General features: G+C 60.4%; 13 protein-coding genes. 6 read left to right on the top strand and 7 right to left on the bottom strand.

Translation table 11 applies throughout. From position 1 onward, the window contains the following. The first annotated feature begins 17 nt into the window (after positions 1–17). On the top strand, positions 18–428 hold the full coding sequence (locus tag A0U92_RS04610) for a ketosteroid isomerase-related protein (RefSeq protein ID WP_077812207.1): 411 nt from the start codon (positions 18–20) through the stop codon (positions 426–428). 202 nt (positions 429–630) lie between these two features. Further along, the gene (locus tag A0U92_RS04605; protein WP_077812206.1) at positions 631–1,719 is read left to right on the top strand and encodes a GlxA family transcriptional regulator; all 1,089 of its coding nucleotides are present in this window, start codon (positions 631–633) and stop codon (positions 1,717–1,719) included. 323 nt (positions 1,720–2,042) lie between these two features. On the opposite strand, the gene sthA is transcribed toward A0U92_RS04605, so the two are convergent. Continuing rightward, positions 2,043–3,527, bottom strand: a complete 1,485-nt coding sequence (gene sthA / locus A0U92_RS04600) for a Si-specific NAD(P)(+) transhydrogenase (protein ID WP_077812205.1) — start codon at positions 3,525–3,527, stop codon at positions 2,043–2,045. Positions 3,528–3,675: 148 nt separating this feature from the next. After that, positions 3,676–4,629, bottom strand: coding sequence for a LysR family transcriptional regulator (locus tag A0U92_RS04595; RefSeq protein ID WP_077812204.1), 954 nt, complete (start codon positions 4,627–4,629; stop codon positions 3,676–3,678). A 119-nt stretch (positions 4,630–4,748) separates the two neighbouring features. On the opposite strand from A0U92_RS04595, the gene A0U92_RS04590 reads away from it, so the two are divergent. The 4 genes from A0U92_RS04590 to A0U92_RS04575 are packed head-to-tail and all read left to right on the top strand — an operon-like array spanning position 4,749 to position 9,751. After that, positions 4,749–6,386 carry an MFS transporter gene (locus A0U92_RS04590; protein WP_077814248.1) on the top strand — a complete coding sequence of 546 codons (1,638 nt, stop codon included), beginning with the start codon at positions 4,749–4,751 and terminating at the stop codon, positions 6,384–6,386. A gap of 17 nt (positions 6,387–6,403) precedes the next feature. Beyond that, the gene (locus tag A0U92_RS04585) at positions 6,404–7,480 is read left to right on the top strand and encodes an HlyD family secretion protein (protein WP_077812203.1); all 1,077 of its coding nucleotides are present in this window, start codon (positions 6,404–6,406) and stop codon (positions 7,478–7,480) included. After that, complete coding sequence (locus A0U92_RS04580) at positions 7,467–9,008, top strand: efflux transporter outer membrane subunit (RefSeq protein ID WP_408736097.1); 1,542 nt, start codon at positions 7,467–7,469, stop codon at positions 9,006–9,008. Before A0U92_RS04585 ends, A0U92_RS04580 begins: the two co-directional genes overlap by 14 nt. Continuing rightward, positions 9,005–9,751, top strand: coding sequence for a pirin family protein (locus A0U92_RS04575; protein ID WP_077812202.1), 747 nt, complete (start codon positions 9,005–9,007; stop codon positions 9,749–9,751). Before A0U92_RS04580 ends, A0U92_RS04575 begins: the two co-directional genes overlap by 4 nt. Positions 9,752–9,754: 3 nt before the next feature. On the opposite strand, the gene fghA is transcribed toward A0U92_RS04575, so the two are convergent. Genes fghA through A0U92_RS04550 form a run of 5 tightly spaced genes read right to left on the bottom strand, consistent with a single transcriptional unit; the run spans position 9,755 to position 15,636 of the window. Then, positions 9,755–10,606, bottom strand: coding sequence for an S-formylglutathione hydrolase (gene fghA / locus A0U92_RS04570; protein WP_077812201.1), 852 nt, complete (start codon positions 10,604–10,606; stop codon positions 9,755–9,757). Positions 10,607–10,616: 10 nt separating this feature from the next. Continuing rightward, the gene (locus A0U92_RS04565) at positions 10,617–11,729 is read right to left on the bottom strand and encodes an S-(hydroxymethyl)glutathione dehydrogenase/class III alcohol dehydrogenase (protein WP_077812200.1); all 1,113 of its coding nucleotides are present in this window, start codon (positions 11,727–11,729) and stop codon (positions 10,617–10,619) included. A 36-nt stretch (positions 11,730–11,765) separates the two neighbouring features. Then, entirely contained in the window at positions 11,766–12,527 is a 762-nt protein-coding gene (locus A0U92_RS04560; RefSeq protein WP_077812199.1) for an adenine nucleotide alpha hydrolase family protein, read from the bottom strand. Beyond that, complete coding sequence (locus A0U92_RS04555) at positions 12,524–13,744, bottom strand: electron transfer flavoprotein subunit alpha/FixB family protein (protein WP_077812198.1); 1,221 nt, start codon at positions 13,742–13,744, stop codon at positions 12,524–12,526. Before A0U92_RS04555 ends, A0U92_RS04560 begins: the two co-directional genes overlap by 4 nt. Next, positions 13,741–15,636, bottom strand: a complete 1,896-nt coding sequence (locus tag A0U92_RS04550; protein WP_149026376.1) for a DUF3483 domain-containing protein — start codon at positions 15,634–15,636, stop codon at positions 13,741–13,743. The genes A0U92_RS04555 and A0U92_RS04550 overlap by 4 nt, the downstream gene beginning before the upstream one ends. Positions 15,637–15,638: the final 2 nt, after the last annotated feature.

The raw sequence follows: 15,638 nt of genomic DNA, 5'->3' as shown, positions 1-15,638 counted from the left end.
AGATTTCAGGATCTACCATGACACAGGCTATGACCCGGACACTGATCGAGTCCTACTACGCAACTTTCAACGCCGGAAACCGCGATGACTTCCTCGCATTGCTCACCGACGACGTCATCCATGACATCAATCAGGGCGGAAGAGAGGTCGGGAAGGAGACGTTCCGCGCTTTTCTGGGGCGCATGGACCGCTGCTACAAGGAAACCATTGCCGACATCGCGGTGATGGTGAACGAGGACGGCACGCGCGCCGCCGCAGAGTTCATGGTACATGGAGAATATCTCTCGACAGATGACGGGCTGCCTGAGGCGAAGGGTCAGACCTATCTTCTGCCAGCCGGAGCATTCTTCTCCGTGCGTGACGGGAAGGTGTCGAGAATCTCCAATTATTACAATCTCCCGGAATGGGAGCGGCAGGTCACAGCCTGACACAAGATGAAGGCGACACGCACTCCGCCAAGAGCATGCGTGTCGCGGTTCAGATGCACTCTGTCGGTTTTGCGCAAGTCTGTCCGGCGATATCCTGCAGTTTGAAAAAGCATTTGTTGACGACCCTTCATTCGTTCTAAAGTCAAAACAAATAAACCGACGATAATCAGTCGTCCGGGCTTTGAACGGCTGGAGGTGCAGTATGTTGCAACGGAAACAGTCGCTACCAACGGAAACCCCAAGCCTTCGTGTCGGAATTATTCTGGCAGAGAATTTCACGTTGTCGGCCTTCTCCCTGCTTATCGATCATCTTCGCCTTGCTGCCGACAAAGAGGATAAAAGTCGTCCTATCCTGTGCAGCTGGCAGATCATGAACAGCCGCCCTGAATCAATTCGCGCCAGTTGCGGGATTTCCGTCAGCCGGACTTCAGACCTGATCAACCCGAGCGAATTTGACTATATCGCCGTCGTTGGCGGACTGCTGCATGGACGCCGGCAGGTGGACGAAGTGGCCATGCGGTATCTACAGAAAGCCGCCAGCCTCGGCATACCGCTGATCGGTATCTGCACCGGTGCTTTTGTACTGGCCCGAGCCGGTGTGATGAACGGGCGGACATGCTGCGTCAGCTGGTATCATCGTCAGGATTTTCTGGAAGAGTTTCCCGATCACCACGTCACCAGCGAACAGATGTATCTGGTAGACGGAGACCGCATCACCTGCTCTGGTGGTGGCGGAACGGCGGAACTGGCACTGCACCTCATCGAAAAGCATCTGAGCAGACCTCTGGCGCGTAAAGCCAGCCATATTCTCCTGCTGGACCGGCCTCGTCGTGGTGACACACCATCACTTCAGCCTCATCCGCCGATCAGTGACGACATTGAGCATGTTGTCGATCAGCGTGTCAGACGCGCCATGATGGAAATGGAACAGAATATGATCGATCCGCTCCCGATCAGCTTTGTTGCAAAACGGCTTGGTATTTCCTCACGGCAGCTCGAAAGGCTCTTCCAGTCGGTTCTCGGCATCCGCCCTGCGGTTTTCTACCGGATGATCAGGTTGCGCTACGCCCGGTCTCTGCTTTCGCAGGGAGAAATGTCGATCACTCAGGTGGCCATCGAAACAGGCTTTTCCGATTGCGCGCATTTTTCACGCCAGTTCAAGACCATGTTCGGTCATTCACCAAGTTCTGTGAAAGGGCGCGGCGAACAGTTCCCGCTTTCCCTTTCTCCTCTTCTGACGGACCTCAGATCCCGTGAACGGGCGGGCGTAAGGTTGTTTGAATCTGGCTGATATGGGAAAGCAGAATGGTTTCCCATAATTTCTCATGCGGTTCCTTGTAATCCTGTCTAGAGCATATCCAGTTTGAATAGACACATTCGAACTGGTGAATATGCTCGATAAACAATGAATTAGAGCAATTCCACTGGGTCAGAGTTCAGTGGAATTGCTCTAGTTTCTTTCAAACCGCACATCGATAATAAAAAACGTCAGGTTTCATTTCATTCAAAAGGAAACTCCACTCGGATCTTGTCGAAAAATATTCATCAAAGCCTTTTTCATGACTTGCTGACACCATAAGGAGTTATTCCTGTATTCGCAGATAAAACCACGGCCTACTCCTTCTCCGCCGTTACTTTCTTCACCCTGCGCGGCGCCGATTCAACCGGAGAAACCGGCGGCGCCTCCCCTCCCTCTTCATGACGGGGCGTAATGCGGTTCCATACATCCAGAGCCGCGCTTTTGTAAGCTTCGGCAAAGGTAGGATAGTTGAAGGTCGCCTCTATGAAATACTCGAAACTTCCATCAAAGTTCAGAACAGCCTGACCAATATGAATTAACTCTGTTGCGGCCTCTCCGACAATATGCACCCCAAGAAGCCTGTGAGTTTCAAGGCAGACGATGATTTTAAGGAAACCGCCCCGTTCTCCCATGATCTGGCCACGGGACGTCTCGCGAAAACGGGCAATACCGGTTTCGTAAGGGATTTTCTTTTTCCGAACCTCCTCCTCCGTCATCCCGACCATGGAAATTTCAGGAACGGAGTAGATTCCATATGGAAAAAACTTTGGTGCGGGAGGCACGGACTGTCCACAGGCGTGGCAGGCGGCAATCCGCCCCTGCTCCATGGACGTGGAAGCGAGAGCAGGAAAGCCGATCACATCTCCTGTTGCATAGATGCTGGGCACGCTGGTCTGGAATGTAACGGGGTCCACCTTGAGACGCCCCCGGCTGTCTGCCTCAAGCCCTGCAGCCGCCAGATTGAGGTCCCCCGTCGCTCCCTGACGCCCGCCGGTATAAAGCAGCACATCAGCACGGACGCGTCGCCCTCCTTCCAGAATGGCGACCGGCTGTTCGGCTTCGATCACAATGGACTCAAGTGCGCTGCCAAGACGAAAATTGATGCTCTGGTCACGTAACTGGTGAACGAACTCGTCCACTACCTCATGATCAATGAAATCCAGAATATGTTCCCGTTGGTCGATAATGGTGACACGCACATCCAGTGCGCTGAAAATGGTGGCGTATTCGATGCCGATCACACCCGCTCCAACGACAGTCAGTGAACGCGGGATACGATCCAGACTGACCATGCCATCACTGTCGATGACACGTTTTCCATCGAACGGAATATTCTCAGGCCGGTGAGGAACCGACCCCACCGCCACGACAATCGCTTTACCGCTCACTCTTCTGTGATTTTTTTCGTCATCTTCAATTTCAACTGTATGAGCATCCACAAATCTGGCGGCACCATAGGCAACGACAATGCCATTCCGAACAAACTGATGTTCCAGAATATCCACCTCGTCCTGGAGCGTTTTGCCGAGGCGCATACCAAGATCCTGCGCCCCGATGTTCTGTTTGACCCGGTAGTTGATCCCGTAAATCCCCCGCTCGCGCCAACCGGTCAGGTTGAGCACCGTTTCTCGCAGGGTTTTTGACGGAATGGTCCCGGTGTGGACGGAAACACCGCCCAACTGCCCGCGCCTGTCGATGATCAATACCGATCGCCCGAATTTAGAGGCCTGCACGGCGGCACGCCGACCTGAAGGACCGCTGCCGATAACAATCAGGTCAAAATCAAACGATCCAGCCATTCGCTCTATCCACAAGTTTCTAACAAAATATGACGTATACCCGCATGAAGGGTTGCCATTACCAAATCAACAGATGGTGTAAGCTGTTATCGTGAGAGGTTGAGACGCACTCTGTCATCGCCCCTGTAAATCGCTCTTCCGACCGTTTTCAGGAGGGCGATAAACCGTTGACCCGCCCGCCAGACGACTCACTCGTGAAAATGCCTCGCGAGACCCGGAACAGCGTCTCGCGCATCCACCGATGCACCGGGTCCGTATCCCGCCTCGGGTGCCACGCCTGAAACGCTTCGATATAGGGTAGAGACAGGGGGAACGCGAAAGCCGCCAGACCAAGTGCGTCCATGGAGATATGCTGCAACACCATATCAGGCACCGCCAGGATAAGGTCCGTATCCTTCATGCTCTCGACCATGGCATGATAGTTCGGCACCACCATCACGATACGCCGCGTCAGTCCGTAATGGTCACGCAAGGCCCAGTCGATCGGACCGCGCGCCCTGCCCCGTCGGGACACGCTGATATAGTCGTACAGCACCATGCTCTGCGGCGTGACCGGCTCGGCCAGAATGGGATGGCCTTTCCGGACGAGTCCATACATCTGGTGACGGAACAGGGTCTGCCTCCGGATTTCGGGCTTCATGCTGTCGGTCGCGCCAATATAAAGGTCGATACTGTCGTGGCGCAGGGGATCTGACGCCGGATCATCAACTTCCGGCGCGAAGACGATCTCGCATTTCGGGCATTCCCGACGCAGCGCGCGCAACAAAGGCAGGCCGAGCGCGGCGACGATCAGATCGTTGGCGCGAATGGTGAAGATCGGCTCCATGTTGGCCAGATCGGCCATGACCTGCGTCTCGATCAGGCTGTCAGCCGCCCGCACGACCTCCTGCACACGGTCCAGAATACCCGCGGCGAAGGAAGACGCCGTCATCCGCCGTCCGGACTGAACAAGGATGGGATCGGAAAAGACAGTGCGCAGCTTGGCCAGATGACGGCTCATTGCCGGCTCACTCACCCTGAGGCGACGTGCGGCGGCAGAGACGCTTTCCTCCTCGATCAGGACCTGAAGGTAGCGTAGCAAATCAAGATCATAACCTCGCATCCTTCCAGATATAGACTTCGTTCCGCGCAGCGACCAGCACTAACCATTCCATAAAGTGGAATCATCACCTATCCGAAGTGTGGGTTTTCACCGGCGGATTCCTGCTGATTATCACTGCCATGACCAGCGCAACTCCCGCACCGGCAACCGGCGCCCCCATCATCCACGCCGCACCGCCGATGCCATCCTACATCCCGCCGTTCGGCCTGCGGACCGTGATCGGCTGCCTCGGCATGCTTCTCGCGGTGCATGTGGCGGGTTTCAACGAGCATGTCACCGAAATCGGCCTGTCTGACATTCGTGGCGCGATGCATATCGGTCACGATGAAGGCACGTGGGTCATCGCCATCTACGAGGCGTTCAACATCGCCGCCATGGCCTTTACGCCTTGGTTCTACACGACATTTTCGATCTACCGCTTCTCCATCTTCATGACGGCGATCCTCGCGCTGCTGTCCATCCCGGCTCCGTTCATGCCGGACGTCACATCGCTCTGCATCCTGCGCGCCTTTCAGGGACTCGCGAGCGGCTGCCTGCCGCCGGTGCTGATGACCGTCATGCTGAAATACCTGCCGCCACCGCTCCGCGTGTTCGGCATCGGCGGCTACGCCATGACCGCGACCTTCGGCCCGAATCTCGGCCTGCCGCTGGAGGCGTTCCTGTTCGAGCATGTCGGCTGGCGCTGGCTGTATTGGGAGATCATCCCCACGGCGGCGCTCTCCATCGCCATGATGGCCTACGGCCTGCCGAAAGACCCGATGCATTTCGAACGGTTCGAAAGCTTCAACTGGTTCGGCATTCTGGTCGGCCTGCCCGCCATCTGCTCACTGGTCATCGTGCTGTATCAGGGCGACCGGCTGGACTGGTACCGCTCTCCCATCATCACCAACCTGACCTTCTGGGGTCTGGCCGCCTTCATCGTGTTCGTCATCAACGAGGCGTATCACCCAAGCCCGTATTTCCGCGTCCAGTACTGGAAATCCCGCAACATTCAGGCGGCACTGCTGTCGCTGGTCGGTATCCTCGCCATCTGTTCCATCATGGCCGAAATCCCGGCGACCTATCTGGAAGCCGTGCGCGGCTACCGGCCTACTCAGGCAGCCCCCGTCTCCCTGGTCGTGGCCCTGCCGCAGCTCATCATGCTGCCGCTGATCGCCGCCATCTGTAACAGCCGCAAGGTGGACTGCCGCTTCGTGCTGGCGGGCGGGATGCTCTGCCTCGCGGGCTCCGCATATCTTGGCACATGGCTGACGGTGGACTGGGTGCGGGACAATTTCTACCTGCCGCAGATCCTTCAGGTCTTCGGCCAGCCCATGACCGTCATCCCCACGCTGATGCTGGCGACGATGGCCATGGGACCGGCGGACGGCCCTTTCATCTCCGGCATGGTGAACATGCTCAAGGGACTGGCCAACGCCGTCGCCTTCGCGCTGTTCTCCGCCGCCACGCGTCGCCGCGAGCAGTACCACTCGACCATGCTGCTCGATCACCACGGCACGCACGGTCTCGCCCTGCAGGGCATGGGTGACCCGATCAACCAGCAGCTTTCGGTCACGTCGCCGGACAGCGCCCATGTCGCCCGCAATTCGCTTCAGGTCTTCCACACCTATGTGCATGAGCAGGCGCTCGTACTGGCGCTGAACGACATCTATTACGTGCTGATCTGGGTCTGCCTCGGTTACGCCGTCATGAATCTACTCCTGCCGCACCGCGTCTATCCGCCACGCGCACCCTCACCCAACGCTCCAGCCCGCTGAATCCGGAAACAGTCGTCATGATCTATAAAAAACCTCTTCTCTATGCCGGATGCGCGGCTCTGGTGCTGGCCTGCATCGCATGGGGCGGGGCACGCCTCGTCAACGGCGACGGGATCAACCAGTACACCAACGACGCCTATGTGACCGCCGACTTCACGACTGTCGCGCCCAAGGTCGCCGGGCGCATCGACCGCGTGATCGCGCAGGACAACGAACAGGTCCACGCGGGCGAGGAACTGGCCCATATCGAGGACGATGACTACCGCGCCGCCCTCGACGTGGCGAAGGGCAATGTGATGGCCGCGCAGGGCGACGTGACCAATCTGGAAGCAGAACTGGCGCGGCAGGACTCCGTGATCGCCGAGACCCGCGCGGCCGTTCTCGCTGATCAGGCCAACCTGCTGTTCGCACGCCAGAATACCGCCCGTTATCGCAACCTGTCGGCTGGCGGTGCGGGCACCGTCGAGCAGAAACAGTCTTCCGAAGCGCATGAGAAGGAGGAACAGGCCGCCATCGCCCGCGATCAGGCGGGTGTCGACGCCGCCATCCGGCAGATCGCCGTCCTCAAGGGTCAGCTTGAGCGGGCGCGGGGCATCCTGCTCCGGGCGCAGGGTGATGAGAAACAGGCCGAACTGAACCTGTCCTACTGCACCATCCCTGCCCCGGTTGACGGCGTGGTCGGCGAGCGTGGCGTGCGCGTGGGCGCTTACGTCCATCCGGGCACCGGCATCCTCGCCGTGGTGCCGACTCAGGCGGCCTATGTGCTGGCGAATTTTCAGGAAACCCAGTTGACAAAAATCCGGACCGGGCAGCGCGCGACCATCTGGGTCGATACGTTCCCCAACCATCCGCTCAAAGCGCATGTGGATTCCCTCGCCCCCGCGACGGGCGTGGCCTTCGCGCCGATCCAGCCTGACAACGCCACCGGCAACTTCACCAAGGTCGTGCAGCGTATCCCGGTCAAGCTGACCTTCGACGCCGACCAGCCGCTTGCCGCCAAGGTGCGTGTCGGCATGTCGGTGGAGGTGAACATCGACACCGCCTCGAAGCCGGAAGGCCCGCATGCCGGAGATAACCGCTATGTCTGGCGTTAATCCGTTGCGGCAGGCTCTGTATTCGGGGCTCGCCTTGCTGGCTCTGGCAGGATGCACGGTCGGACCGGACTTTCACAAGCCGCAGGTAGCCACACCGGAAAAATGGCGTACTCCGTTGCCCGTCGCCGAAAGCCGGGTCACGACAGCCTCCGCCGATCCGGCCTGGTGGACTCTGTTCAACGACCCGGTCCTGACCCGTCTGGAAAACGACGTCGCGGCCTCGAACCTCGACCTGAAAGCCGCCTCATTCCGTCTGGCGGAAAGCACGGCGGAAAGACGCATCGCCAGCGCCGCGCAGTTCCCGCACATGGAAGCCAACGGCTCCTATGCCCGCGAACGCGCCAGCACGAATGGTATCCTCGGTCTGATGGGCGCGATGGAGCGGGCAGAGGCCGGAAGCATTGCGAGCGGCACACAGGGTTTCGGGCCTGTTGCGCTCCCCGGCAGTATCGGCAATCCGTCCTTCAATCTGCCGCAATACGGTCTGAACGCCTCGTGGGAAGTCGATCTCTGGGGTCATGTCCGCAGACAGGTCGAGGCCGCGACGGCCGCCATGCACGGCACTCAGGAGATGCAGCGCGACGTGCTGGTTTCGCTGATGGCTGAGACGGCGCAGGACTATATCGACCTCCGCGCCACCCAGTCGCAGATTGGCATCCTGAACCGCAATATCGACATCGCCCGTCACAGTACGCAGCTGACGACGCTACGCTTCGAACAGGGTGCGGCGACCCGGCTGGATGTGGCCGAGGCGACCGGGCAGCTTCACAGTTTTGAAGCCCGCCTGTCTCCGTTGAAAAGTCAGGAAATCCATCTGCTTAACGCGCTGAGTTTCCTTGTAGCGCGTGAACCGGGCGCGCTGAATGCGGAACTGGGCAAGCCTGCCGCTGTCCCACCTGTGCCGGAGGAAGTGCCGGCGGGTCTGCCATCGGAACTGGCCGAACGACGCCCTGATATTCGCATGGCCTCCGAACGTCTGCATGCGGCAACGGCCAATATTGGCGTCGCCATCGCCGACTTCTTTCCACGTGTCACCCTGTCCGGCAGTCTGGATGTGCAGGCGCTTCAGTTCAGCGGACTGGGCTCGTGGGCGTCCCGGCAATATGGCTTCGGTCCGACCGCCACGCTGCCGATCTTTGAAGGCGGCCGTCTGACCGGACAGCTTCGTCTGAGAAAGGCGCAGCAGCAGGAAGCCGCCACACTCTTCCAGCGCACCACCCTGAAAGCATGGCAGGAAATCGACGACGCCATGGCTGCTTTCACCGCCGCCCAGAACCAGCGCGACCGGCTGGCGGAAGCCGTTCACGAAAACGAGATTGCCGTGGAAACAGCCAGAGCGCAGTATGTACAGGGATCATCCGACTTCCTGAACGTATTGACCGTTCAGAATGCCCTTCTGGCCTCCCAGAGCGCGCTGGTTGATGCGACAGCACGCGTGGCGGTCTCTGTCACCCAGCTTTACCGTGCGCTTGGAGGCGGCTGGGAAACCATCTACCCGGCGTCAGCCAACAGGAAAACGCCCTCATGAATGCGGTCAGAATGACGATCCGGCGGTCTGAATCGCTAGGCAAAGCACATTCCGGCGGCATAACGCTCCGGTGTCATTTCGCTTTCGCGGACTGGCGGGACGCCGCGCATGTTCATGAAGGGAGTCTGCGGGCCGTAAACCTCCTGACGCTGCCTTCCGGAGAGCATTACCAGACCGGACCTGAATCCAACGTGGAGATCCTTACATGGGTCGAGCGTGGATCACTGACCGCCAGAATTGATGATTTTTCTTCTGAAAATCTGAAACCGGGTGATCTGCACCTTGCCAGCACCGGCCAGGGATGCGTCTCTCTCGACTGGAGCGCTGAACAGGATGCTGCGGACTGCCTGCAGTTCTGGCTGCTTCCGGATCAGGACAACAGTGAGCCGAGTCAGGAAGTCCGGCGGGCCTTCCCCGAAACACAGAACGGCGCTTTCCGTATCCTCGCCTCCGGTTTTCCGGAAGATGATCCCGAAGAAGGAGAGACCGTTGCGGACGGCTCCCCGATTGCCCTGCAAACCCGCGCCCGTCTGTTAAGAGCAACTCTTCCGACCAATGAAGGCGCTGTCTACCAGACAACGCCGGGGCGCGATCTTTATCTGATCGTCGTCTCGGGGCATGTCACGATCAACAACACCGTCCTGTTGCAGGGAGATGCAGCCGCTTTTGAAAACTGTGAATCCTTCACGGTCATCGCGCAGGAAAAATCCGTCCTGTTGCTGACGGATATTCCTGCGATCTGAACGTCAGGCCCCTTTCAGGATTTTCGCATGGTGATCCATGTGATCTTCGATAAAGGTCTGAATGAACCAGTAGGAATGATCGTATCCGGCATGGCGACGCAGCGTCAGTTTCTGGCCTGCGGCTTTCGCAGCCTCATCCAGATGCCATGGCTGGAGTTCACGCTCAAGGAACTGATCCCCATCACCCTGATCCACAAGGATCGTGGTCGGATGCGTGTGACCAGCCTTGAGAAGCAGCGTGGCGTCATGCTTCGCCCATACCGCCCTGTCCGGTCCGAGATAGGCGGTGAAAGCCTTCTCACCCCATGGCACGGCGGCAGGATGCACGATCGGTGCGAACGCCGACACGGACTTCCATTTCTCAGGCGAACGGAGTGCATGGACCAGCGCACCGTGACCACCCATCGAGTGACCGCAGATACCCTGTCGTGTCGGATCAACCGGAAACTGGCTGGCAATCAGTTTCGGCAGTTCCTCATTGATGAACGTGCCCATCCGGTAATGCGCCCGCCAGGGTGTCTGCGTGGCGTCCAGATAGAAACCCGCACCTACACCCAGATCCCAGCTATCAGTCTCACCCGGCACATTCGCGCCACGCGGAGACGTATCGCACGCCACCAGAGCGATCCCGTGCTTTGCCGCGAAGCGAACGATGTTCGATTTGATCAGGAATGTATCCTGCGTGCAGGTCAGCCCCGCCAGCAGATACAGTACGGGAACCGGCTTTTCCTTGCTCGCGCCTTCAGGAATGAAGACGCCGAAAGTGGTCGGAAGCCCGAGAGCTTCCGACTGCACCGTGTAGAAACCGAGTTCACCCCCGCAGCAGACGTGTTTGGATGCTGTTGTCAGGGTCATGTCCTGCTCCTCAGAATTCGACGACAGTGCGGATGCTCTCACCGCGCGTCATCATGTCGAAGCCTTCGTTGATTTTCTCAAGCGGCAGCTTGTGCGTGATGAGGTCATCGATATTGATGCGGTTTTCCATGTACCAGTCAACAATTTTCGGCACATCGGTCCGACCGCGCGCCCCGCCGAACGCCGAGCCGATCCAGCGACGGCCCGTGACAAGCTGGAACGGACGGGTGCTGATCTCCTGCCCGGCGCCGGCAACGCCGATCACCGTGGAAACACCCCAGCCACGATGGGCGCATTCAAGGGCCTGACGCATCAGGGTGGTGTTGCCGACACACTCAAAAGTGTAGTCAGCGCCACCGCCCGTCAGTTCAATGATGCGACCAACGACATCGCCATCCGGCAGTTCCTTCGGATTGACGAAGTGCGTCATGCCGAACTTGCGGGCCATTTCCTCGCGGGCCGGGTTGATGTCCACACCGATGATCTTCTCGGCGCCCACCATCTTCGCACCCTGAATCACGTTCAGGCCGATGCCACCCAGACCGAACACGGCGACCGTGGAGTTCGGCTCGACCTTGGCTGTGAACAGGACAGCACCGATGCCGGTCGTCACGCCGCAGCCGATGTAACAGATCTTGTCGAACGGCGCGTCCTCACGCACCTTCGCCAGCGCGATTTCAGGGAGAACCGTGAAGTTCGCGAAGGTCGAGCAACCCATGTAATGATGGATCGGCTGTCCCTTGAAAGAGAAGCGGGAAGTGCCGTCTGGCATAAGCCCCTTTCCCTGCGTCGAACGGATCGAGGTGCAGAGATTGGTCTTCTGCGACAGGCAGGATTTACACTCGCGGCATTCCGGCGTGTAAAGCGGAATGACATGATCGCCCGGCTTCAGGTGCTTCACGCCTGCGCCGACTTCACGGACGATGCCAGCGCCTTCATGCCCCAGAATGGCGGGAAACAGACCTTCCGGATCAGCGCCGGACAGCGTGAACTTGTCCGTATGACACAGACCGGTCGCCTTGATCTCGACCAGCACTTCACCCTCGCGCGGGCCTTCGAGCTGGACCGTCTCGATCTCCAGTGGCTTGCCGGCTTCAAACGCTACCGCGGCTCTTACGTCCATTGCGCTTTTCTCTTTCTTTCTCTGTTACTTCAATGATCAGGCTTCGGGAGCCTGACCGGCATTGGGTAGAACACCCAGAGCACGAAGATGCGCGACAATCGCACGCGCAGCCTCGTACGGCTCGGGATCGACCATAAGCTGGCCGCCTCCGCTATCCTTCGATGCGCCCGAAATCAGTTTCGGACGCCTGCGATAGGCACGAAGCATGCCTGCCTCCTCAGCAGAAGCAGGGTGAACCGTAATGACCTGCTCGTCCACCCACGTTTCCCGCTGACGGGCAAACACGAAAGCGGGAACGCAACGGGCGGTCTCCGGAACGGTGACGACACAGGGCAGCGCAACCGATACAGGCTTGATCGCACCTCTTGCACGAAACTGCGCAAGGGCAAGCTGACCGACAGTCGGTTGCTCCATGGTCGCGCCAATATCCGACGCGATTGGCCATCCAAGAGCCTGCGCAAGCTGATAGGGCAACAGACCCGTGTCACTACCACCGCGACCGCGTGCAGCGGCCAGCACGAGATCCGGCTCACCATCAGCAAACAGGGGATGGGTTTTCACCGCGTCGGCCAGAGCCTGAACAGGATTGGCCTCCCCCCCCTTCAGGCAGAGAATGTGCGTGAGGCCATAACCGCCATATTCCGACAGAACCGGGCTGGCCGGTCCGGCATGCAGGCCGATCATCTGTGTGACGCCAAGCGCGCGGGCCAGTCCAATGGCGCGGATTTCTCCCGGCACGGGCGCAGGACGCCCCGACACAGGATCAATCCCGCCGGACAGAAGAATGACAGCCTTCATGCGCCTTTCTCCCCATATTCGGCGGCGAGAACGTCACACAACGCGGGCATGACGACCTGCGCGTCAGCAATGATGGCCAGACCGGCGCGGGCCACCATCGCCGCGTGAAGATCGGTGTTGACCGCCACGACATGTTCCACACGCCCGAGTCCCTGAAGATGCTGCGGCGCTCCGGCAATGCCCAGCGCGACATAGCACAGCGCGTCGAGGATCGTGCCGGACGCACCAACCTGCGTGGAGCGCGGCATGTCGCCACTGTCGCACACCACGCGGCTCGCACCCGGCGTTGCGTGCAAAGCTTTCACAGTGGCGCGAAAACTTGCGAAATCCGTCACACCCCGTCCCGCCGACACGACAAACGGCGCATCCCCGAGATTCATGGTGGCCGGATCGGCGGGAATGACTGCGCCCACCGTCATGCGCGCAGACCTCGGTCCCGGCTTTTCCACCGTTTCTTCCAGTGGCAGGATTTCGTGCGCGTCGCCTTCCCATGCGGGCACACGATCAGGCGCAAGCGTCATCAGGGGTGCGAGGCCACCGACCCATTCCTGACGTCCCGCGCCACAGGGACGAATTATCTGTTTCGGTCCCAGAACCTCGACGCCCGGCAGCAGACCAAGACCGGTGCGGGCCGCAAGACGCCGCGCCGTGTCCGCACCTTCCTCGCTTTCCGCCAGGAGAACGTGACGTGGCGACAGCGCATCCATCACGGCGACGAGTTCCGCCACCCGCCTATCAGGATCGGTCTCACCCGAAAGCGGCACAAAACGATCCGCCCCTGCCACGCCAAGCGACGCTTCATCGACAGTTTCACCGACGACCACGACCGCGCCGCCTCCGGCATCCGCCAGCTTGCGGGCCGCGCCCAGCACCTGACGATCCGACCGGTCGAGCCGACCCTCAGGCAGGTCAGGCACAACGATGATGAAAAACTCCGGCTGTTCGACACGGATTTTCTTCACGACAGGCGCAGTGGACGTCGCACTTCCCGCCATCTGGCCGACAAGACCAGACCGCACCAGACGCGCTCTCCCATCCCGCCCCGTCGTCAGAAGCCGCTGCCTCTCCGCACGCGGATCACGCCGCAGGCGACCGGAAGGCGAGGTCATCGGCCCCTCCGGCGTGGCGCTCATGTCATAACGCAGCCGCCCGTTTCCCGGCACAAGGCGGGCCGCCCGTTCGGCACGCGGATCCCGACGGAGACGGAGCGCGCTCATGCGGGCACCACCGCTTCCAGCACGAGTTCGGCGATGTCCTTCACCTCGGGACGCGGCTCCGGCACACCCTCCAGCATGGCCGTGCAGCCGGGGCATCCGACCGCGACAATCGCAGCACCGACTTCGGTAGCCTGCCCCATCCGGATGTCGGGAATACGCAGTTCGGCATCGACATCGCTGACCGGATTGCCGCCGCCGCCGCCACAGCACATGGACTGCCTGCCGTGACGCTCCATCTCGACGGTCGTCTTGCAGGCTGCGGCCAGCAGGCGACGTGGCGCATCGAATTCGCCATTGTAGCGACCCAGATAGCAGGGATCGTGATAGGCGACGGACGGCAGATCACGCGCATTGAGTTTCAGACGACCCGCACTCACCAGTTCGTCGAGGAAGGTCGTGTGATGCACCACTTCCCACTTGCCGCCGAGCGCCGGATATTCATTCTTCAACACGTTCAGCGCGTGCGGATCGGCGGTGACGATCCGCTGGAAACGACGGCTGTTCAGTGTGCCGATCACTTCCGTGGCCAGATCCTGAAAGGTCGCCTCATCGCCCAGACGACGCGCCAGATCGCCGCAGTCCAGTTCAGCCTCGCCCAGAATGGCGAACTTCACATCCGCCAGACGCAGCAGCTTCACGAGTGCACGCAGCGTGCGGGCATAGCGCAGTTCATACGCGCCATCACCGAGCCACAGCAGCACGTCCGTCTCGTCCTCTTCGGTGAGAACCGGAACATTCTCGCCCGCCAGCCCATCCGCACGGGCGGAAAGTGGACGTCCTCCGGACTCACCTGTGTCACGCAGACGACGCAGCGCATCGGCGGCGCCGGGGCGCACTTCACCCAGCATCAGCGTCTGGCCACGCCGGAGATCGACGATGGCGTCCACATGCTCGATCATCATCGGACATTGCTCGACGCATGAACGGCAGGTGGTGCAGGCCCACAGCGTATCGGGATGGATCATCGCGTCCGCGCCGATGATCGCGCCGGTCATGCTCCCCTTGCCCGACGTCGGCGGCGCGTGCGGCGCGGGCGAGCCGGTATAGGCGCTGGCGTCCTCACCACGGGCGGACAGCGCCAGCCCCTGAATGAGCGCCTTCGGGTTCAGTCGCTGCCCGGCGGCGAAGGCGGGACAATGCTGTTCGCACCGTCCACATTCAATGCACGCATCGAAAGATGCGAGGACATTCCACGCAAAATCGCCGGGAACAAGCGTGCCGAGCGTGGGAGCCGCGAGAGCCAGCGGTCGCAGATCGGTGCTGCGACCGCCGCCGAACCGTTCCGGTCGGGAGTGGGCCGCCAGCCATGTTACACCGGAGAACGCATGCCGCATCGGACCGCGCGCCACCTGTACGACCAGTCCCGCACCACCGGCGGCCATCATGGCCAGCGGCACGAACGCAACACCTGTTTTTCCCGGCATGGCGACATGCACCAGCGCGACAAGAGCGCCACCGAGATTCCACGCCAGCAGAGCGTTGGGCAACCACAGGAACCTGCCTCCCGAGAGCCAGGACGGCTTCTTCGGATTGCGGCGTTTCCATACCAGATACGTGCCGCCAATGGCCGTGACGAAGAATACGGCGACACCGCACCAGTAGAGGCGGCTTTCACGCAGCGCGGGAATCACACCGGCCGCGAGAGCCGCAGAACCGGCCAGCGTTCCACCCGCGACGAGCGCATGCATCGGAGCGGCACCCTTGCGACGCTCGACGGCATGGTGGACGTCCACGAGATAGCGCCGCGGCACGGCGGCGAGCCCTCGGATCATATCCTTCGGGCTGGACGTGCCTTTACGCCAACGCTGGACCATCGGCACAGCGGAGGCTGCAAGCGCGGCGGCCATACCCCAGACAAGTCCGGATGCGAGGAGACCTGTCCTCCCGGCCACGC

Source organism: Acetobacter aceti, assembly GCF_002005445.1.
Taxonomy (GTDB): Bacteria; Pseudomonadota; Alphaproteobacteria; order Acetobacterales; family Acetobacteraceae; genus Acetobacter; species Acetobacter aceti_B.
This window is presented reverse-complemented; position numbering and strand designations above follow the sequence as displayed.